Genomic DNA, 20,045 nt, shown 5'->3' on the forward strand with positions numbered 1-20,045 from the left:
GTCCATGCCTTCAGCGAGGAACGCGATAAGATGAACAAGACGGTCTATCCCTTCGGCGGAAACGCGGATCACTCGGACCCGCGGCAGAAGGACAAGACCGTCACCGGCGGCAAGGGACGCAACCTCGCCGAGATGGCCAGCATCGGCCTGCCGGTGCCCCCGGGCTTCACGATCACCACCGAGGAATGCCTGCGCTATCTCGAGCAGGGCGGCGATTTCGCACCGACCTTGCACGACGCGGTGGGCGAGGCGCTGGCGCATATCGAGAGCACCGTGGGCAAGAAGCTCGGCGATGCGAGCGATCCGCTGCTCGTCTCGGTCCGCTCGGGCGCGGCGATCTCGATGCCGGGGATGATGGACACCGTCCTCAATCTCGGCCTCAACGACGACACGGTGAAGGGGCTAGCATCCACTTCGGGCGACGAGCGTTTCGCGTGGGACAGCTATCGCCGCTTCATCCAGATGTACTCCGACGTGGTGCTCGGCCTCGACCATGGCCTGTTCGAGGAAGCGCTCGAAATCGCGAAGGAAGACAAGGGCTTCTTCGACGATACCGAGATGCAGTCCGAAGACTGGCAGGCGCTGGTCGACGAGTTCAAGGCGATCGTCGTGCGCGAACACGACGCGCCGTTCCCGCAGGATGCGCACGAGCAGCTCTGGGGCGCGATCCGCGCGGTGTTCGAAAGCTGGGACAGCGAGCGCGCCAAAGTCTATCGCCGCCTCAACGACATCCCGCACGACCTCGGCACGGCGGTGAACGTCCAGGCGATGGTGTTCGGAAACATGGGCGATACCTCGGCCACCGGCGTCGCCTTCACCCGCGACCCCTCGACCGGCGAGCGCGCCTATTACGGCGAGTACCTGATCAACGCGCAGGGCGAGGATGTCGTCGCAGGCATCCGCACGCCGCGCTACCTGACCAGGGCCGCGCGCGAGGCCGCCGGGGCGAAGCCTGCCTCGATGGAAGAGGCGATGCCCGAGCCCTATGCCGAGCTGGCGCGCGTGTTCGACCTGCTCGAGAACCACTATCGCGATATGCAGGACATCGAGTTCACGGTCGAGCGCGGCACGCTGTGGATGCTGCAGACGCGCACCGGCAAGCGCACCGCCAAGGCCGCGCTCAAGATCGCGGTCGAGATGGAGGGCGAGGGGCTGATCAACCGGCAGGAGGCGGTGTCGCGGATCGATCCGATGGCGCTCGACCAGTTGCTCCATCCTTCGCTCGATCCCGATGCGCCGCGCGACGTCGTGGCGAAGGGCCTGCCCGCATCTCCCGGCGCCGCCTCGGGCAGGATCGCGCTCGATGCCGATACCGCCGAGCAATGGGCAAATGGCGGCCATGACGTCATCCTCGTGCGCGTCGAGACGAGCCCCGAGGACATCCACGGGATGCACGCCGCGAAGGGGATCCTGACCGCGCGGGGCGGCATGACGTCGCACGCCGCGGTGGTCGCGCGCGGCATGGGGCGGCCCTGCGTGTCGGGTGCCGCCGAGGTGCGGATCGATATCGCCAAACGCCGGGCGACGATCGGCGGCCGCGACTTCGCCGAGGGCGACGTCGTGACGTTGGACGGAACGACCGGCGAGGTGATGGCGGGCGAGGTCGCCCGGATCGAGCCCGAGCTGGTCGGCGATTTCGCCACGATCATGGACTGGGCCGACGAAGCGCGCCGCATGCGCGTGCGCACCAATGCCGAGACCCCCGAAGACTGCCGCACCGCGCGCGGCTTCGGCGCCGAGGGTATCGGGCTGTGCCGCACCGAGCACATGTTCTTCGATGCCTCGCGGATCGCCGCGGTCCGCGAGATGATCCTCGCCGAGAACGAGGTCGGTCGCCGCGCCGCGCTCGAAAAGCTGCTGCCCGAACAGCGTGCCGACTTCGAAAGCATCTTCGAGGTGATGGCGGGCCTCCCGGTCACCATCCGCCTGCTCGATCCGCCGCTCCACGAATTCCTCCCGCAAAAAGAGGCGGATTACGAAGAGGTTGCGGCGGCAACCGGACACGATGTCGAGCGTCTCAAACGACGCGCAAACGAGCTGCACGAGTTCAACCCGATGCTCGGCCATCGCGGATGCCGGCTCGGGATCACCTTCCCGGAGATCTACGAGATGCAGACGCGCGCGATCTTCGAAGCGGCCTGCGCGGTAAAGCAGCGCAGCGGCGAGGCGCCGCTGCCCGAGGTGATGATCCCGCTCGCCGCGACTCGCCGCGAGGTCACGATCCTGCGCGCGCTGGTCGATCGCGTGGCAAAGGAGGTGTTCGAGGAGCAGGGCTGTGCGCTCGACTACCTCGTCGGCACGATGATCGAATTGCCGCGCGCCGCGCTTGCCGCCGGCGATATCGCCCACGATGCCGAGTTCTTCAGCTTCGGCACCAACGACCTGACCCAGACCGCGCTGGGGGTCTCGCGCGACGATGCGAGCAAGTTCCTCGGTGAATATGTCGAGCGCGGCATCTACGCGCGCGACCCGTTCGTCAGCATCGATATCGATGGGGTCGGCGAGCTGGTCCGGCTCGGAGTCGAACGCGGCCGCGCAACGCGTGAGGGTATCAAGCTCGGGATCTGCGGCGAGCATGGCGGCGACCCCGCAAGCATCGGCTTCTGCGAGGAGGTCGGGCTCGATTACGTCAGCGCTTCACCCTATCGCGTACCCATCGCACGGCTCGCCGCGGCGCAGGCCGCGATCAGAAGCGCGGCTTCGGACGGCGACCGCTCAGCGTGATAATCTCGAAGCTCTCCAATAGCTTGCCTTCGCTATCGGAGAGTTCATCGAACCTGTCGCGAGCGCGCTTTAGCGCTGCCTTGCCGAGCGGCGGCCCGCGATCGACGAGCACGTTCGAAAGCCCCTGCGCGCGCAGGTCGCCGACCAGGCGCGCGAGCGAGGAATACCGCACCGAGAGCGGATGGCTGTCGACCACCGGATCGGCGAAACCGGTGCGCTGGAGCAGTTCGGCGCCGGCGCGGACATCGACCTGCGGGTGGATCCGCGGTGCGGTGCGCTCGCCATCCGCCGCGGCCATGATGTCGCGCAGCTGGCGCAGGCTTCCGCCGCCGACGAAGCTCGCGATCATCAGAGCGCCCGGTTCGAGCGCGTTGCGCAAATGGACCAGCGCGCCCGGCAGGTCGTTGACCGTGTCGAGCGTGCCGAGGCAGGCGATGAAATCGTATGCTCCCTCGGCGAACGGCTGCTCGTCGGCGAAGCCATCGGTCGGGTCCGCCGCCTCCGCGCCGGGGTATGTCGCGGCGAACCGTCCGGTACGATCGCCCACGATCAGCGGCCTGGCGGGTTCGAAGCGGATGAAGCCCAGTCGCTCGACCACATCGTCGACCATGTCGTCGAGGACATACGAAACCTCGCCCGGATCGGCGCGGCGGCGGGCGAGGTGGCGGCGGTGCGGCGAGAAGATCTGCGGGACTTGCGGGGTGGCCATGCCTCTCCCTGTCGCCTCAGCGGCCGCGCCGCAAGGGGGAGGGCGGCGATCGTGATCGAGGCGCTCTCTCCGGTGATCGATGCGGTCTTCCCGCCGCGCTGCCCGCTTTGCGGCGACGCTATCGCGTCGCAGCAGGGGCTGTGCGGCGACTGCTTCGCCGAAATCGAGGTGCCGGGCGAGCCGTGCTGCGCGCTGTGCCAGTGGCCGTTCGAGATCGAGCAAGCCGAAGGCTCGCTCTGCGGTGTGTGCCTGCAGAGCCTGCCGCGGCATGACGGTATCGCCGCGGCGACGCTCTATGGCGAGGGTTCGCGCAAGCTCATCCTCGCGCTCAAGCATGGCGGGCGGATCGCGCTTGCGCCGATGATGGCGCGAATGATCGCGCGCCAGGCAGCCGTGGTTGATGCCGGTTGGCTGGTCGTGCCCGTCCCGCTCCATCGCTGGCGGATCTGGCGCCGCGGCTACAATCAGGCGGCGCTTCTCGCGAGAGCGGTGGCCGAGGTGAGCGACGCCGAATTATGCGTCGATGCGCTGGTGCGCAGGAAGGCGACCCCGATGCTCGGCGGGTTGGGGCGCGCGGCGCGACGCCGCGCCCTGAGCGGTGCGATCGAGGTGTCCCCGCAGCGGCGGGCAGGATTGAAGGGTCGCAACCTCCTGCTGGTCGACGACGTGCTGACTAGCGGGGCGACGAGCGAAGCTTGTGTCTCTGCGCTCAAGCGGGCGGGTGCGGCGCGCGTGATGGTAGGCTGCTTCGCGCGGGTGGTCGATCGCGCCTGACCCCGGAGGATGTGGCGCACAAAAAAGCGCCCGGAGCCGAAGCCCCGGGCGCTCTGTAAAAACGAATCCGGCCCGGACCGAAGTCCCCCGATCGGCGTTCCCCCACGCCTCCCGGAACCGATTTCGTCTCCGGCTCGCCCATCCCTGCGGGGGGCGTTGGCCGGAACTCCCTGAACCGGGCCGAGGCCGCGGAACAGTTTTGCGGTCCCCTCAAACCGCGGGCACGAATGTTCCCCAGTTTGACCGAATCTCAAACACTTCATTCGGGTCTGTCCCGATTTTGGAAAGCGTTGTCACTTCATTGCAACAGATTGCCGCTTTGGCGCAACGTTTCATCGCAGTGAAACTTGACGTTTACGTTAAGGGAAGGCAATGCAGGGCCATGTTTGCGGCGGCTGATACCGACGACCCCGACGAGCGATTCACGATCTCGCAGATGACGCGCGAGTTCGGCGTTACCGCCCGCGCCTTGCGATTCTACGAGGACGAAGGGCTCGTACAGCCCGAACGCGACGGTCTCCAGCGAATCTATTCGCAGCGCGACCGCGCGCGACTCGCATGGATCCTGCGGGCGAAGAATGTCGGATTCAGCCTGTCCGAAATCCGCGAGATGATCGATCTCTACGATCTCGGCGACGGGCGGGTCGAGCAGCGCCGCGTCACGGTCGAGAAATGCCGCGCGCACATCGCCAAGCTCAAACGCCAGCGCGAGGACATCGATTCGTCGATCGCCGAGCTCACCCATTTCGTCGAGGAGATCGAAGCCCTCGAACTGCCGAAGAAGAACCCCAGACAGTAGATCCCAGAAACCCGAACCGGAGTTCCCGATGCCCCGCTATACCGCCCCCGTCCGCGACACCAATTTCGTCATCAACGAGATCCTCGAGCTCGAGAAATACGGTAACCTGCCGGCCTTCGCCAATGCCACGCCCGACATCGTTTCGGCGGTGCTCGAAGAAGGCGGCAAGTTCACTGCCGAGGTGCTTTTCCCGCTCAATCGCGTCGGGGACGAGCAGGGCTGTACGCGCCACGAGGATGGTTCGGTGACCACGCCCGAAGGCTTCAAGGAAGCCTTCGACCAGTTCCGCGAAGCCGGGTGGGGGACGCTGACCGCGCCCGAGGAATTCGGCGGCCAGGCTATGCCGCACGTGATCGGTTTCGCGATGGAGGAGTTCATGTCCTCGGCGAACCAGGCCTTCGGCATGTATCCGGGCCTCACCAATGGTGCGATCGCCGCGATCCTCGCCAAGGGCTCGCAGGAGCAGAAGGAAACCTACGTGCCCAAGATGGTGTCGGGGGAGTGGACCGGCACGATGAACCTGACCGAACCGCATTGCGGCACCGATCTGGGCCTGATCCGGACCAAGGCCGTCCCTCAGAAAGACGGCAGCTACGCGATCACCGGGACGAAGATCTTCATCAGCTCGGGCGAGCACGACATGGCGGACAACATCATCCACCTCGTCCTCGCCAAGACTCCCGACGCACCCGACAGCACCAAGGGCATCTCGCTCTTCATCGTGCCCAAATTCGTGCTCGACGACGACGGCAACCCGGGCGAGCGCAACACGGTGATGTGCGGCTCGATCGAGGAGAAGATGGGAATCCACGGCAACTCGACCTGCGTCATGAACTATGATGGCGCGACCGGTTACCTCGTCGGCGAGGAGAACAAGGGTCTCGCCGCGATGTTCATCATGATGAACGCTGCGCGCCTCGGGGTCGGCATCCAGGGCCTCAGCCAGGCCGAAGTGTCGTACCAGAACGCGGTCGATTATGCCGGCGATCGGCGCCAGGGCCGCGCTCTGACTGGCCCGGCCGAACCCAGCGAGCCCGCCGACACGCTGTTCGTCCATCCCGACGTGCGTCGCATGCTGATGGACGGCAAGGCGTTTACCGAGGGCTTCCGCGCGCTGTGCTTGTGGGGTGCCCTGCAGGTCGACCTGTCGCATGCCGCCGCGAGCGAGGAAGAACGCCAGATGGCCGACGACCTCATCAGCCTACTGACCCCGGTGATCAAGGGCTACGGCACCGACAAGGGTTACGAGATCGCGACCAACATGCAGCAGGTCTATGGCGGCCACGGCTACATCGAGGAATGGGGCATGTCGCAATATGTCCGCGACGCCCGCATCGCCCAGATCTACGAAGGCACCAATGGCGTGCAGGCGATGGACCTGTGCGGCCGCAAGCTCGCCCAGAATGGTGGGCGCGCGGTGCAGGCCTTCTTCAAGGTGGTCGACGACGAATGCGCGGCGGCGAAGGAAATAGACGGCCTCGCCGATCTCGCGGGCCAGGTCGAAAAGGCCAATGGCGAGCTCAAGGCCGCGACGATGTGGTTCATGCAGAACGCGATGGCCAATCCCAACGATCTGGGCGCGGGCGCGCATCACTACATGCACATCATGGGGATCGTCGCCGTCGGCCTGATGTGGCTGAAATCGGCGCGCGTCGCCAAGGCCAAGCTCGAGGCGGGCGAAGGCAGTGCGGCGTTCTACGAAGCCAAGCTCGTCACTGCGCGCTACTTCGGCGACCGCTACACGCCCGATGCCGGCGCGCTGCGTCGCAAGATCGAGACCGGTTCGAAATCGATGATGGAGCTCTCGCCCGAGGCGTTCCAGACCGCGGCCTGATCGCCGACGTCACCATGAAAAAGGGCCGCTCCATCGGGGCGGCCCTTTTTGTTTCCGGAATTGGGGGTCGGTCAGCCTTCCTCGGGGAGGAAATCGGGCACCGAGAGATAACGCTCGCCGGTGTCGTAGTTGAAGCCGAGGATGCGCGTGCCCTTGTCGATTTCGGACGCCTTCTTGGCGATCGCGGCGAGCGTGGCACCGCTCGAAATGCCGACCAGCAGGCCTTCTTCGCGCGCCGAGCGGCGGGCCCATTCCTTGGCCTCGTCGGCCGAGACCTGGATCGCGCCGTCGATCGCGTCGGTGTGGAGGTTGGAGGGGATGAAGCCCGCGCCGATGCCCTGGATCGGATGCGGACCGGGATCGCCACCCGAAATGACGGGCGATGCCTCGGGCTCGACCGCGAAGGCTTTCAGGTCCTTCCAGGTCTTCTTCAATTCCTCGGCTGCGCCGGTGATATGGCCGCCGGTGCCGACCCCGGTGATGAGGTATGCAGGCGGGGAATCGCGGAAATCCTCGAGGATCTCCTGCGCGGTGGTGCGAACGTGGACCTCGACATTGGCCGGGTTGTCGAATTGCTGCGGCATCCAGGCGTTCTCGGTCTTCGCCATCAGCTCCTCGGCCCCGGCGATCGCACCCTTCATGCCCTTTTCCTTGGGCGTGAGGTGGAACTCGGCACCGTAGGCGAGCATCAGCCGGCGGCGTTCCACGCTCATGCTCTCGGGCATGGCGAGGATCAGGCGGTAGCCCTTGACCGCCGCGACCATCGCGAGGCCGACCCCGGTATTGCCGCTGGTCGGCTCGATGATCGTGCCGCCGGGCTTGAGCGAGCCGTCCCTTTCCGCCGCCTCGACCATGGCGAGCGCGATCCTGTCCTTGATCGAGCCGCCGGGGTTGGCGCGTTCGGACTTCACCCACACCTCGTGATCGGGGAACAGGCGCGACAGGCGGATATGCGGCGTGTTGCCGATGGTGGCGAGGACGTTGTCGGCTTTCATGGAGTGTGCTCCTGCAATCGTTCTTCGGGGGTCTCTTCGTCCAATGCTTCGGGCGGGTCGAAGGTCCTCGTCTTACGTAGGACGGGAAAGAGCCCTGTCCAGAGCGCCACCGTGGCGATCGCACCGACGCCGCCACTTACAACTGCGAGCACGGGGCCGAAGAGGAAGGCGAGGCTGCCCGAGAAAAAGTCGCCGAATTCGTTCGAAGCGGAGATCGTCAGCAGGCTGACCGCCGAAACCCGTCCGCGCTTGTCGTCGGGCGTGTGGAGCTGGATCAGCGACTGGCGGATGTAGACCGAGAACATGTCCGCCGCGCCGACGATGAACAGCATGGCGAGGCTGAGCGGCATCGAGGTCGACAGGCCGAACACGATCGTCGCGGCCCCGAACACGGCGACGGCGACCAGCATCTTGGGGCCGACATTGGTCTTGAGCGGGCGGAACGAAAACCACGCTGCGGTCACCGTCGCCCCGATCGCAGGAGCCATGGCGAGCTGCGCGAGGCCGGTCTCGCCGACCTGGAGGATATCGCGCGCATAGACCGGGAACAGCGCGGTCGCCCCGGCGAGGAACACCGCGAACAGGTCGAGGGTGATGGCGCCGAGCACCATCTTGTTGCGCACCACGTAGTGCAAACCGTCGACGATTTGTCCGATCGGATGTTTCGCCCCGGGGATCGGGCTGCGCGGGACCTCGCCGATACGGCTCAGGAAAACGATCGCACAGGCGAACAAGCCCGCCGCCACTGCGTAGGGAAGGAACGGCATGATGGCGTAGAGATAGCCGCCGATCGCCGGGCCGACGATCATCCCGCTCTGCCACGCGATAGAGGACAGCGCGATCGCGTTGGGCAGGATCGCCTTGGGCACGAGGTTGGGGGCGAGGGCCGACAGCGCCGGGCCGTTGAAGGCGCGGACCACGCCGAGCACCACGGCGATGCCGAACAGCCAGAACAGGCTGACCGAATCCTGCCAGGTCACGAAGGCGAGCGCCCCGGCACAGGCGAGCTGGAGCAGGACCGTCAGCCGCGCGAGGTTGCGGCGATCGAGCCGGTCTGCCGCCAGCCCCGAAAACGGCGTGAGGACGAAGAGCGGAAGAAACTGGAGCAGGCCGATCAGCGCCAGTTGGCCCGACGCCTCGCCCACGCTCATCCCGCCATCCCGCGCCAGCGTATAGGTCTGCCAGCCGATGATCAGCATCATCGCATACTGGCCCAGCGTCATGGTCAGGCGCGCGAGCCAATAATTGCGGAAATTGGCGATCCTCAGCGGTGACCCGCCTTCGGTCGCCGTGCTCGATCCGGCAGGGGAGGCGGGTTCGCTCATTACCGCGCCATGGCAGGCCGTTCGGGGCTTGCCAAGGGCGCGGCGTGAGCGGAGGCGCTAGAAGCGCAGCTTGGCGGTCAGACGGATGTCGCGGCCCGCGATCGGCAGGAAGTCGCGGGTGAAGCTGGTCGCGCGTCGACCGACTTCGTCGAAAAGGTTGTTTCCGACCAGCGAGAGCGTCAGCGCCTCGTTGTCGGCCAGCGGCTGCCAGGTGATCGCGGCATTGACCAGCGTGTAGGCTGCGACCGGAGCAGCGCCGGGTTCGACCCGGTCCTGTTCGAAATTGTGTTCGACATCCGCGCTCACGCGAAATGCGCCCGCTTCGGCGCGCAGTCCGCCGCTCAGCTGGAATGGCGGGATGCGCGGCACCGGGAGATTGCCTTCGCGCTCGGCATGGACGAATTCCGCCGCCGCCTCTGCGGTCAGCGAGAACGCTTCGGAACGGATGAGCGGGACCGCGCCATCGAGCTCGAAGCCGGTGAACCTGGCGGGCACCTGCCGGTATTCGAAGATCGGGAAGCCCTCGTCCTCCGCACCGCTGTCGAAGGCGGTGATGAAGCCGTCGAAATCGATGTGGAAGCCGGTCGCGCTCAATCTGAAACCGTTCGCCTCGTAGCGGGCATAGGCCTCGAACTGGTTGCTCGTCTCCTGGCCGAAGTCGAGATTGCCGACCTCGATGGCCTGGGTCGCGACATGCAAGCCGTTAGACAGGAGTTCGGAATTGGAAGGCGCACGTGCGCCCCGGATATATTGGGCCCCGACGATAAGGTCGTCGTCGAGGAACCGGTAGGCGACGCCCAGGGCACCCGAAAAGAGGTCGAACTCGCGCGAGACGCCGAGCTGGCGATTCTCGATCGAATCCTTCTGGTAGCGGGCCGCCGCATCGAGGGTCAGCGCGCCGATGTCGACGGCCTGAAGCGTAAACAGCGCGAAATTGCGATCGCGGCTGCCCGGGAAGAAGGCTTCCTCGCCGACGATCTCGAGGTCGCTCGAGGTGTAGCTCGCGCCGACATGGCCGTGCCAGCCATTGCGGTCGCGCTGGACGAGGTCGATCCGGCCCTCGAAAGCCTCGCGATCGAAAGTCGTCCCGACCTCGTCGCCCTCGAACTCGATATGATCGTATTCGGCGTAACCGAAGCGCAGCAGCGCGCTTTCGAAGAACCCGTCGAATTCGAGCGTGCCGCGGAAATCGTAGCGGGTCTGCTGGAGGTCGATCGAGACCGGGGCCTCTTCTTCTTCGCCGCCTTCCTCTTCTTCATGCGCATGTCCGCCCCCGGGGCGGCCCGGCACGCCGTAGCGCGTATCGTAATGACGCGCCGAGAATCCGAAGGTGCCACGATCGCCGATATAGGCGAAGCCGCCACCGAACGAGGTTGCCTCGGTGAAGGTGTTGGGTACGCGGTCGGTAGCGTTGGCGGCCTCTTCGAGCTCTGCGGCTTCGTCGGGATGGCCTTCCTCGCGCTCTTCTGCCGCATCGGCGAGCAGTTCGGCGCGGAACGCGTCGCTGACCAATCGGCCCCCGACCCTGAGGTCGTCGCTTTCGCTGAAGGAGCCATCGACGTGGAACACGAAGCCGCTCCCGATCGCGGCTTCGGCCGATCCCGACAGTGCGCGGAAGTCGGCGGCGCTGCCATAGGAGGCCAGCGCATCGATACGAAAACCGCCCTCGGGCAATTCTCGCGGAATGCGGCGATCGATCACGTTGACCGCGCCGCCGATGGCCTCGCCACCGAAGAGCAGCACCGCAGGACCCTGGACGACGTCGATGTGGTCGACGATCAGCGGATCGATAGTGACCCCGTGGTCGACCGAGATGTCCGCGGCGTCGATCGAGCCGATCGAATCGATCAGGAGCTTGACGCGCTCGCCGTCGAACCCGCGGATGACGGGGCGCGACGCGCCCGGCGCGAACCCGCTCGTCGACACGCCGGGAAGGGTGTCGAGTACCTCGCCGATCTGGGTATCGAGTTCCGTGACGATCGCGTTCTCGTCGAGCGTGCGGACGTTTTCGAGCAGCGTACTGTCGGGCAGGGCGCCGGTGATGACGATCTCCACCGGTTCGCTGCCGTGCTTGTGATCGTCGCTACGCTGGTCCGTTTCTCCCACATCCTGTGCGAAGGCGGCGGGGGCGAGGGCGGTCGAGGCGAGAAGGGCGATGCCCAGTCTGATCGTGGTTTCCATGCACCCCGATTAGCGTGATGATATATTATCTCAAGGGCCCGACGGGCGTTCGTCGAATGCTTATCGCCGTTCGTCGCAATTTCGCGAAATTCAGACCGCCCGCGGCGAGCGCAGGCGCGGATTCGGCTGGACCTCGTCGATCAGCCGGTTGAAATCGTCGACCCGGATGATCCGTTCGAACTGGAAGCCGGCGCGATCGTCGGTCTGCCAGATGAGATGGGCCTCGATCTGGCCGACGACCGGAAGGCGGATCGTCACGCGTTCGCCGCGCCCGAGCTCGGTCTGGCCGTCGATCATGAATCCCTGGGCCGAAAGGTTGACGATATGCATGTGCACGTCGCCCGCGGCACGGTGCTCCCCGATCACCTTGTGGCTCACCGGGTGGCGTGCCGCCCGGCGTTTATCGGTAACAGAAAGCTGTGCACCAGCACCCATCGCGACCGCTCCTTGTTCAAAATATCGCGCGACTCGTTCTGGTCTAAATTCGCCAACAAACGGTAAAGACGGCCCTATTGAGGAACGAGGATCCCGTGCCGCTTCTTGCCCACGCTTAGGCGATGGGTGCCGCCGGGAGCGACGCGCAGGAGGCGCTGGGGATCGTCGATCCGTTCGTCGTCGAGCTTGACCGCGCCTTCCTTGACCTTGCGTTTCGCCTCGCCGTTGGAAGCGGTCAGGCCGAGCGCGGTGCAGGCCATCACCACGGTGATTCCCTCGTCGGCGACCGGTAGCGTCGGGAGGTCCTCGCCCATTCCGCCCTCGTCGAAGGTCGACTGCGCTGTCTCGCGGGCCGAGCGCGCGGCGGCTTCGCCCCGCACCAGCTTGGTGACTTCGTCGGCGAGGACGATCTTGGCTTCGTTGATGTCGCGTCCCTCGAGCGCCTCGAGCCGGGCGATCTCGTCGAGCGGGAGGTCGGTGAACAGCTTGAGGAAACGCCCGACGTCGCGGTCGTCGACATTGCGCCAGTACTGCCAGAAATCGTAGGCCGGGAGCTGGTCCTCGTTGAGCCACACAGCGCCAGCCGCGGTCTTGCCCATCTTGGCGCCGTCGGCGGTGGTCAGCAGCGGGGTGGTGAGCCCGAACAGTTCGCGCCCGTCCATCCGGCGGGCGAGCTCCATTCCGTTGACGATATTGCCCCACTGGTCGCTGCCGCCCATCTGCAGGCGGCAATCGTAGCGCTGCGCCAGCTCGCGGAAATCGTAGGCCTGGAGGATCATGTAGTTGAATTCGAGGAAGGTCAGCGGCTGCTCGCGCTCCAGCCGGAGCTGGACCGAATCGAAGGTCAGCATGCGGTTGACGGTGAAGTGCGGGCCGACATCGCGCAGCAATTCGATATAGCCGAGCTGGCTCAGCCACTCGTCATTGTTGACGAGGATCGCGTCGGTCGGTCCGTCGCCGAACGTGAGCAGGCGCTCGAAGACCTTGCGGATCCCGGCGATATTGGCGTTGATTGCCGCTTCGTCGAGAAGCTTGCGGCTTTCGTCCTTGCCCGAGGGATCGCCGACCTTGGTCGTCCCGCCACCCATCACGACGATCGGCTTGTGCCCGGCCTGCTGGAGCCGGCGCAGCATCATGATCTGCACCAGGCTACCGATGTGGAGGCTGGGCGCGGTTGCGTCGAAACCGATATATCCCGGGACGACCTGAGTGGCGGCGAGGGCGTCGAGGCCTTCCGCGTCGGTCGTCTGGTGGATATAGCCGCGGGTCTGCAGCACGCGCATCAGGTCGGATTTGTAGTCGGTCATGATGCGAAGCGCGCTACCACGAGGCGGGATCGATGCAAACGCAAACGCATGAATTGGTGCCGCACCCGGCGCATCCCCCGGCGCAGGTCCGCGGCGTCAGCGCCAAGGTGATCGGCCATGACGCCAACTGGTTGCGCCTGCGCTGGCGGATCGAGGGCAGTGGTGCGCTGGTCGTGCCGGCCTTTGCGGGCAAGGGCCGCGCCGACGGGCTATGGCGTACGACCTGCTTCGAAGCATTTCTCCAGCCCGACGGCGAGAGCGGCTATGTCGAGCTCAACTTCTCGCCTTCGGAACGCTGGGCCGCCTACGATTTCAACGCCCCGCGCGAGGGCATGGCCGAGCGACCGATGCCGCGCGAGCCCGATAGCACGATGCGGCAGGGCAGCACCTTCGCGATCTTCGATGCGGCGGTCCCCGCGCAAGGCCTGCCGACGATCGCTTGCGCCATGGGATTCACCGCGGTGATCGAGGAGGAGGGCGGAATCCTGAGCTACTGGGCCCTGCAGCACGGCGGCGAGGCCCCCGATTTCCACGACCCGGCTTGCTTCACCGCGCGGCTTGCGGCACCGCCTCCTGCATGAAGAACGGTATCGACCGGCTGCTCGCCGATCCCGCCCTCCGCGCCCCGCTCGACGGGCGCCGCGTCGCGTTGCTCGCCCATCCGGCCTCGGTCACCGAAGACCTCACGCACAGCCTCGATGCGCTGATCGCTGCCGGCGTCAAGGTGACCAGCGCCTTCGGCCCGCAGCACGGGCTCAAGGGCGACAAGCAGGACAATATGGTCGAGACCGCGGACGAGACCGATCCGGTGCACGGGATTCCGGTTTTCAGCCTCTACGGCGAAGTCCGACGCCCCACTGGCCAGATGATGTCGACCGCCGACGTATTCCTGTTCGACCTGCAGGACCTCGGCTGCCGGATCTACACCTTCGTCACCACGCTGCTCTATCTGCTCGAGGAAGCTGCCAAGCACGGCAAGAGCGTGTGGGTGCTCGACCGGCCCAACCCCGCGGGCCGGCCGGTCGAAGGGACGCTGTTGCTCCCGGGGCAGGAGAGCTTCGTCGGCGCTGCGCCGATGCCGATGCGGCACGGACTGACCATGGGCGAGATGGGCAGCTGGTTCGTCGAGCATTTCAATCTCGACGTCGACTACCGAGTGATCGGGATGGAAGGCTGGGATCCGGACGGGCCTGGCCATGGCTGGCCGACGGACCGCGTCTGGATCAACCCGAGCCCCAACGCCGCCAACGTCAACATGGCGCGCGCCTATGCCGGGACGGTGATGATCGAGGGCGCGACGCTGAGCGAGGGCAGGGGCACCACCCGCCCGCTCGAAGTGCTGTTCGGCGCGCCCGATCTCGACGCCGCCGCGGTGCGCGCCGAGATGGAGCGCCTCGCCCCCGACTGGCTCGAGGGGTGCGCGCTGCGCGAAACCTGGTTCGAGCCGACCTTCCACAAGCACCAGGGCAAGCTCTGCTCGGCGCTGATGATCCATGCCGAGGGGCCGTTCTACGATCACGCCACGTTCCGGCCTTGGCGGTTGCAGGCGCTCGCCTTCAAGGCGATCCGCAACCTCCACCCCGAATACGAACTTTGGCGCGATTTTCCCTACGAGTACGAGTTCGACCGGCTCGCCATCGACGTGATCAATGGCGGACCCGCCTTGCGTGAATGGGTCGACGATCCGGGGAGTGAACCGGGTGACCTCGAAGCACTCGCGAGCGCAGACGAAGCCGCGTGGCAGGAGCTGACAGCAGCAAGGATCCTGTATCAATGAGCGCGCCGACCTTCGCCGAGTTCTTGGCGCCGATGTCCGGCAATGAGTTTGATGAAGGTTACTATGGACGCGCACCGCACCACATTGTCGGCGGCGCAGATGCACCTCGTGCGGCCATGATGCGGTGGAAGGAAGTATCCGACCTGGTCGGGTTGCTCCCGCAATGGCGTGAAACAGGGCTCAAACTCGTCCTGAATCGGCAGCGCGTGGCGCAGGAGCATTATGTGACGTCCCGCGAGACGGCAGCCGGCAGGACGAGGCAGCCCGATCCGGGGCTGGTCGAAGTGATGATGGATCTCGGCGCCAGCCTGGTGCTCGATGGCATCGAAGACATTCGTCCCGACATCCGCAGCGTGTGCGCAATGCTGTCCCGAGAATTTGCCGCCAAGGTTGGCGTAAATCTATACGCTTCCAAACGGGGCATTCAGGGCTTTGCGAGCCATTGCGACCCGCACGAAGTGTTTGTGGTGCAGTGCGAGGGCGAAAAGGACTGGACCATCTACGATCGCCGCGCCGAGGTACCTACGACCGCGACGGTGCTGCAAGACCAGGATGCTATCGAACGGAGCAAGGGAGCGCCGTTCAAGCAAGTGCGCATGCGCCCGGGTGATCTGTTATATATCCCTCGCGGTTTTTATCACGACGCGATTGCCGTGTCCGACCGATCCCTTCACCTGACGTTTGCGGTTCAACCTCTATACGGGACCGTGCTGCTCGATCTGGCGCGTGACCTCGCGCTCGACGACCCGGCCTTTCGTGAATATCTGCCGTCGGGGGAAGCCGCGCCCGAGGCATTGCAGGCGCATCTCGCGATGCTCGCCGAACGGCTTGGTTCGATATTGACCTCGAAGGGTTTTGCCGAGGACGTTGTCGTGCGGCAACGTGGGCTGCACGCTCCGGAACAGATTGCCGATAATTCCGCGCGACCCGCCCAGGCTTGGCGCCGAACGCAGGTGCCCCTCGAGATCCGTCAGCCGCTCTCCGGCTCGGTCGCGATTGCGGGGGACGCTACCTATCCGTTGGGTTATCTCGCGGAAGTGGCCCATTGGCTGGCAGGAGCATCGATGTTCCAGGATCGACAACTCCGGGCTAGGTTTTCGCATCATCCGGCTGGCGAAATCGACGCGCTCCTCGAATGGTTCGCGCAGCAAAGACTGGTCGAACCGATCTGAGTGTAGAGAGACCGGGCCGACGGCCAAATTTGAGGGATTGATCGAAAGCCCTACTGCGACTGATCCCGCTCCCTTGCCGGCTGCACCAGTTCGACCAACACGAAGCTGATCAGCATCAGCAGGAACCAGCTGCCGAGCTTGGCAAGCGAGACCATCTCCCAGCCGTCCTCCTGCCCGGGGTAGCTCCAGGCCTGGGCGAAGGTGCCGATATTCTCGGCGAACCAGATGAAGACCGCGACGAGCAGCTGGCCGAGCAGTAGCGGCATCCAGCGGTGTTCGCGCCAGTTGAGAAACCAGATCCGGGTGCGCCAGAACAGCAGCACCGCGCCGGCGAACAGCGGGTAACGAATGTCGACCGTCCAGTGATGCGCGAAGAAGTTGACGTAGACCGCGATTGCCAGCAGCCAAGGTCGCCCAGCGTGGCGGATAGTGGCTGAAGCGGAAGTCGAAGATGCGCCAGACCCGCGCGATATAGCTGCCGACCGCGGCGTACATGAACCCCGAGAACAGCGGGACGGCGCCGATATGAAGCACGCTCGCCTCGGGATAGACCCACGATCCGGCGGCGGTCTTGAACAGTTCCATCACCGTGCCGACGACATGGAAGATCAGGATCACCAGCGCCTCGCGCGGGGTCTCCAGCTTGAAGCCGAGCATCGCCAGCTGGAGCGCGATCGCGGCGAGTGTCAGGAAGTCGTAGCGATGCAGCGCGGCGTCGTCGGGATAGAGGAAATGCGTCGCCAGCAGGAGCGCGAGGAGCAGGCCCCCGAACAGGCACGCCCAGGCCTGCTTGAAGCCGAACAGGAGGAATTCGTAGAGCCAGCTCGGCCAGCCTGCCGGCGGCGTATACTCTTCCAGCCGCCGCCGGATGGCGACGAAACGGCTATGGCGCGTTGGAATGGCCCCTATCCGTCAGTCAGTCGTCGACCGGAATGCGTCGGAAGAGCGGGCCGTCGCTCGGCTCGGGAAAGGGGTGAATATCGTCGGGGTTGCCGTGCCGGACGAGAACCGGGCAGCCGTCGATCCGCCGGTCGACCGCCGACCATAGCGCGGCGTCGCCCGGTTCGGCGGGCTCGCGGCGCAGTTCGGGCAGGTCGCGATCGCGGCGGACCTGACGGATGTAATCGTTGCACCGCTCCTTATCGATCCGGCCACGATCGGGGATGGTGAACTGCTCGGGTGCGCTCTCGCGAAGGACGGGGGCGGCGGGGAGCGCATCATTCGTCCCATCCGCCTCGGCGGCGTCCTCATCGGTCGCGCCGGTCAATAACAGGGGCAGCAGGGCGAGGGCGGCTCTCATGTTTTCTCTCCTGATTGCCGTAGCTTATACACTATCCCTGCTTGCGGCTCAATTCGCGCATCGCGTCGTCGAGCCCGTCGATCGTCAGCGGGTACATCCGGTCCTTCATCAGTTCGCGGATCATCCTGGTGCTTTGCGAATAGCCCCACTGCTTCTCGGGCACCGGGTTGATCCACACCGCGGCCGGATAGGTATCGGTCACACGCTTCATCCACGCGGTGCCCGCTTCCTCGTTGAAGTGCTCGACCGAGCCGCCCGGATGGGTGATCTCGTAAGGGCTCATCGCGGCATCGCCGACGAACACGATCTTGTAGTCGTGGCCGAACTTGTGAAGGATGTCCCAGGTCTTGGTACGCTCGCTCCAGCGGCGGCGATTGTCCTTCCACACACCTTCGTAGAGGCAGTTGTGGAAGTAGAAGAATTCGAGGTTCTTGAACTCGCTCGTCGCGGCACTGAACAGCTCCTCGACCAGCTTGATGAAAGGATCCATCGACCCGCCGACATCGAGGAACAGCAGCAATTTCACCGCATTGTGCCGCTCGGGCCGCATGTGGATGTCGAGCCAGCCCTGCTTGGCCGTGCCTTCGATGGTCGCGTCGAGATCGAGTTCGTCCGCCGCGCCCTCCCGCGCGAAGCGGCGCAGCCGGCGCAGGGCCATCTTGATGTTGCGGGTGCCGAGCTCGCGGGTGTTGTCGAGGTTCTTGAACTCGCGCTTTTCCCACACTTTCACCGCACGCTTGTGCTTGCTCTGGCCGCCGATGCGGACGCCTTCGGGATTGTAGCCCGAATGGCCGAAAGGAGAGGTTCCGCCGGTGCCGATCCACTTGTTGCCGCCCTCGTGGCGTTCCTGCTGCTCCTCGAGCCGCTTCTTGAGCGTCTCCATGATCTCGTCCCAGTCGCCGAGCGCCTCGATCTCGGCCATTTCCTCGGGCGTGAGGAATTTTTCGGCGACCGCTTTCAGCCATTCCTCAGGGATGTCGACCGGATCCTGGCCGTAATCGGTCAGCAATCCTTTGAAGACCTTGTCGAACACCTGGTCGAACCGGTCGAGCAAGCCCTCGTCCTTCACGAAGGTCGCACGGCTCAGGTAATAGAAGGCTTCGGGGGTCTGCTCGATCACATCGCGATCGAGCGCCTCGATCAGCGTAAGGTGTTCCTTGAAGCTCGCGGGAATGCCCGCCTCGCGCAGCTCATCGACGAAATTGAAAAACATGACCGCTCCAGTGCAAGGCTTAACCCGACGATAACCAACCTGGCTTACGCATGGCGCGCGATAACAAACAGAGAGCCAGATGCCGATGGAACTTAGCAAAATCGAGAGCGCAAGCCAGAGTGCGATCAATCGTATTCCGGAGAGCTGCGGCGAAGTGACCGTCGGTTGCACCGATGTGGCGGGGATCGTCAAAGGCGTGATCCGCTCTTCCGAGCGCCTGCGCGAGGAACAGGCCGCGCTGCAGGGCACGGTTGCCGCTCTCGAAGAGGATCAGCGCCAGGTCGCGACCTCGAGCGCCGAAGCGCGGGCCCTGTCCGAACGCGCCCGCGCCCGGCTCGACGAGGGCACCGTCCTCATCAAGGGCTCGCTCAACCAGATCACCGACCTGTTGTCGCTGGTCGATTCGCTGACCCGGCACGTCACCGATTTCACCGCCGCGATGGAGCAGGTGCGCGCCTGCTCGCAGAAGATCGATACGATCGCCGAAACCACCAATATCCTCGCGCTCAATGCCACGATCGAGGCGATGCGCGCGGGCGAGGCCGGTCGGACCTTCGCGGTCGTGGCCGACGAGGTGAAGAGCCTCGCGCGCGACACCCGCGGCGCGACAGAGGAAATCAACCACACGATCGATGCGCTCGGTGGCCAGGCCGAACGCGTGATCCAGCAGATCGAGGACGGCGCGCAGGCCAGCAGCCAGACCAAGTCCTCGGTCGCCCAGATCGAACAGACGCTGCTCGGCGTCAACGAGCTGGTCGGCGAGGTCGACCGCCAGAACGAACAGATCACCGGCGCGACCGGCACGATCAGCGACCACGTCGCACGCGTGCAGGAAGTGATGAACCAGTTCGCCAGCGCGACCGTTCGCAACGAATCGCAACTCGAAGACGCCAATCGGCGCGTCGGCGAGCTCGAGATGACGGCCAATTCGATGTTCGACCACATCGTCCATGCGGGCCTCTCACCCGAAGACAGCGAGATGGTCGAGCAGGCGAAGATTGCCGCGAACGAGGCCGCTCAGCTGATGGAATCGGCCATCGCCAGTGGCGAGATCAGTGAGGCCGACGTGTTCGACGACGATTACCAGCCGATCGCGGGCAGCAACCCGCCGCGCTACCGCACCCGCCTGATGGCCTGGGCGCATGACAACATCCGCCCGCTGCTCGATCGCTACACGGCGTCGAACCCGCGGATCGTCGCCACTGCCTGTACCGACCGCAACGGCTATCTCCCGGCGCATACCAGCGAGATGTCGAAAGCACCGACCGGCGATCTCACCCACGACACCAAATATTGCCGCAACGGCCGGATGATCCTCGACCCGATCGACCAGAAGGCCAAGGAAAGCACCGCGCCCTACATGATGGCCGTCTATCGCCAGGAAGGCGACGGGCAGACCTACCACGTCGTGCGCAACGTCTATGTGCCGATCTATATCGACGGCAAGCGCTGGGGCGACTTCGAGATCGCCTACAAGTTCAGCTAAGTTTTCCGGAGGGG

The 20,045-nt window shown here is 65.3% G+C and carries 16 protein-coding genes and 1 pseudogene; 8 read left to right on the plus strand and 9 right to left on the minus strand.

Annotated elements, in window-relative coordinates:
- The first annotated feature begins 30 nt into the window (after window positions 1–30).
- Entirely contained in the window at window positions 31–2,724 is a 2,694-nt protein-coding gene (gene ppdK, locus IEW49_RS05225; protein ID WP_188641689.1) for a pyruvate, phosphate dikinase, read from the plus strand.
- On the opposite strand, the gene IEW49_RS05230 is transcribed toward ppdK, so the two are convergent.
- Complete coding sequence (locus tag IEW49_RS05230; protein ID WP_188641690.1) at window positions 2,687–3,433, minus strand: methyltransferase domain-containing protein; 747 nt, start codon at window positions 3,431–3,433, stop codon at window positions 2,687–2,689. The genes ppdK and IEW49_RS05230 overlap by 38 nt on opposite strands.
- Window positions 3,434–3,484: 51 nt before the next feature.
- Between IEW49_RS05230 and IEW49_RS05235 the strand changes: the two genes are divergently transcribed.
- From IEW49_RS05235 to IEW49_RS05245, 3 genes are all read left to right on the plus strand, one after another.
- Window positions 3,485–4,207 (plus strand): ComF family protein, encoded by a 723-nt coding sequence (locus IEW49_RS05235; RefSeq protein ID WP_229658091.1) that lies wholly within the window; start codon window positions 3,485–3,487, stop codon window positions 4,205–4,207.
- 382 nt (window positions 4,208–4,589) lie between these two features.
- Window positions 4,590–5,006, plus strand: a complete 417-nt coding sequence (locus IEW49_RS05240; protein ID WP_188641691.1) for a MerR family transcriptional regulator — start codon at window positions 4,590–4,592, stop codon at window positions 5,004–5,006.
- Window positions 5,007–5,034: 28 nt separating this feature from the next.
- A complete protein-coding gene (locus IEW49_RS05245; RefSeq protein WP_188641692.1) occupies window positions 5,035–6,840 on the plus strand; it encodes an acyl-CoA dehydrogenase C-terminal domain-containing protein in 1,806 nt (601 codons plus the stop codon).
- A 71-nt stretch (window positions 6,841–6,911) separates the two neighbouring features.
- Here the strand turns inward: IEW49_RS05245 and cysK are convergent, their stop codons facing one another.
- The 5 genes from cysK to tyrS all read right to left on the minus strand — a co-directional run bounded on the left by cysK (window position 6,912) and on the right by tyrS (window position 13,083).
- Complete coding sequence (gene cysK / locus IEW49_RS05250; RefSeq protein WP_188641693.1) at window positions 6,912–7,835, minus strand: cysteine synthase A; 924 nt, start codon at window positions 7,833–7,835, stop codon at window positions 6,912–6,914.
- The gene (locus IEW49_RS05255; protein ID WP_188641694.1) at window positions 7,832–9,160 is read right to left on the minus strand and encodes an MFS transporter; all 1,329 of its coding nucleotides are present in this window, start codon (window positions 9,158–9,160) and stop codon (window positions 7,832–7,834) included. Before IEW49_RS05255 ends, cysK begins: the two co-directional genes overlap by 4 nt.
- A 57-nt stretch (window positions 9,161–9,217) precedes the next feature.
- On the minus strand, window positions 9,218–11,341 hold the full coding sequence (locus tag IEW49_RS05260; protein ID WP_188641695.1) for a TonB-dependent receptor: 2,124 nt from the start codon (window positions 11,339–11,341) through the stop codon (window positions 9,218–9,220).
- Window positions 11,342–11,431: 90 nt separating this feature from the next.
- Window positions 11,432–11,776 (minus strand): PilZ domain-containing protein, encoded by a 345-nt coding sequence (locus tag IEW49_RS05265; protein ID WP_188641696.1) that lies wholly within the window; start codon window positions 11,774–11,776, stop codon window positions 11,432–11,434.
- A 74-nt stretch (window positions 11,777–11,850) separates the two neighbouring features.
- Window positions 11,851–13,083 carry a tyrosine--tRNA ligase gene (gene tyrS / locus IEW49_RS05270; protein WP_188641697.1) on the minus strand — a complete coding sequence of 411 codons (1,233 nt, stop codon included), beginning with the start codon at window positions 13,081–13,083 and terminating at the stop codon, window positions 11,851–11,853.
- A gap of 32 nt (window positions 13,084–13,115) precedes the next feature.
- Here tyrS and IEW49_RS05275 point away from each other — a divergent pair, with 32 nt between their 5' ends.
- Genes IEW49_RS05275 through IEW49_RS05285 form a run of 3 tightly spaced genes read left to right on the plus strand, consistent with a single transcriptional unit; the run spans window position 13,116 to window position 16,032 of the window.
- Complete coding sequence (locus IEW49_RS05275) at window positions 13,116–13,664, plus strand: DOMON-like domain-containing protein (protein WP_188641698.1); 549 nt, start codon at window positions 13,116–13,118, stop codon at window positions 13,662–13,664.
- Window positions 13,661–14,860 carry an exo-beta-N-acetylmuramidase NamZ family protein gene (locus IEW49_RS05280; RefSeq protein ID WP_188641699.1) on the plus strand — a complete coding sequence of 400 codons (1,200 nt, stop codon included), beginning with the start codon at window positions 13,661–13,663 and terminating at the stop codon, window positions 14,858–14,860. The genes IEW49_RS05275 and IEW49_RS05280 overlap by 4 nt, the downstream gene beginning before the upstream one ends.
- Window positions 14,857–16,032: a JmjC domain-containing protein gene (locus tag IEW49_RS05285; RefSeq protein WP_188641700.1), complete on the plus strand. Its 1,176-nt coding sequence runs from the start codon at window positions 14,857–14,859 to the stop codon at window positions 16,030–16,032. Before IEW49_RS05280 ends, IEW49_RS05285 begins: the two co-directional genes overlap by 4 nt.
- A 50-nt stretch (window positions 16,033–16,082) precedes the next feature.
- Here the strand turns inward: IEW49_RS05285 and IEW49_RS05290 are convergent.
- From IEW49_RS05290 to IEW49_RS05300, 3 genes and pseudogenes are all read right to left on the minus strand, one after another.
- A pseudogene (locus tag IEW49_RS05290) lies at window positions 16,083–16,941 on the minus strand (DUF817 domain-containing protein).
- Between the two features lie 7 nt (window positions 16,942–16,948).
- A complete protein-coding gene (locus IEW49_RS05295) occupies window positions 16,949–17,332 on the minus strand; it encodes a hypothetical protein (protein ID WP_188641701.1) in 384 nt (127 codons plus the stop codon).
- A gap of 31 nt (window positions 17,333–17,363) precedes the next feature.
- Complete coding sequence (locus IEW49_RS05300; RefSeq protein ID WP_188641702.1) at window positions 17,364–18,545, minus strand: vWA domain-containing protein; 1,182 nt, start codon at window positions 18,543–18,545, stop codon at window positions 17,364–17,366.
- 85 nt (window positions 18,546–18,630) lie between these two features.
- Between IEW49_RS05300 and IEW49_RS05305 the strand changes: the two genes are divergently transcribed.
- On the plus strand, window positions 18,631–20,031 hold the full coding sequence (locus tag IEW49_RS05305) for a methyl-accepting chemotaxis protein (protein ID WP_188641703.1): 1,401 nt from the start codon (window positions 18,631–18,633) through the stop codon (window positions 20,029–20,031).
- Window positions 20,032–20,045: the final 14 nt, after the last annotated feature.

It is taken from the genome of Pseudoblastomonas marina (assembly GCF_014641655.1).
Taxonomy (GTDB): Bacteria; Pseudomonadota; Alphaproteobacteria; order Sphingomonadales; family Sphingomonadaceae; genus Alteriqipengyuania_A; species Alteriqipengyuania_A marina.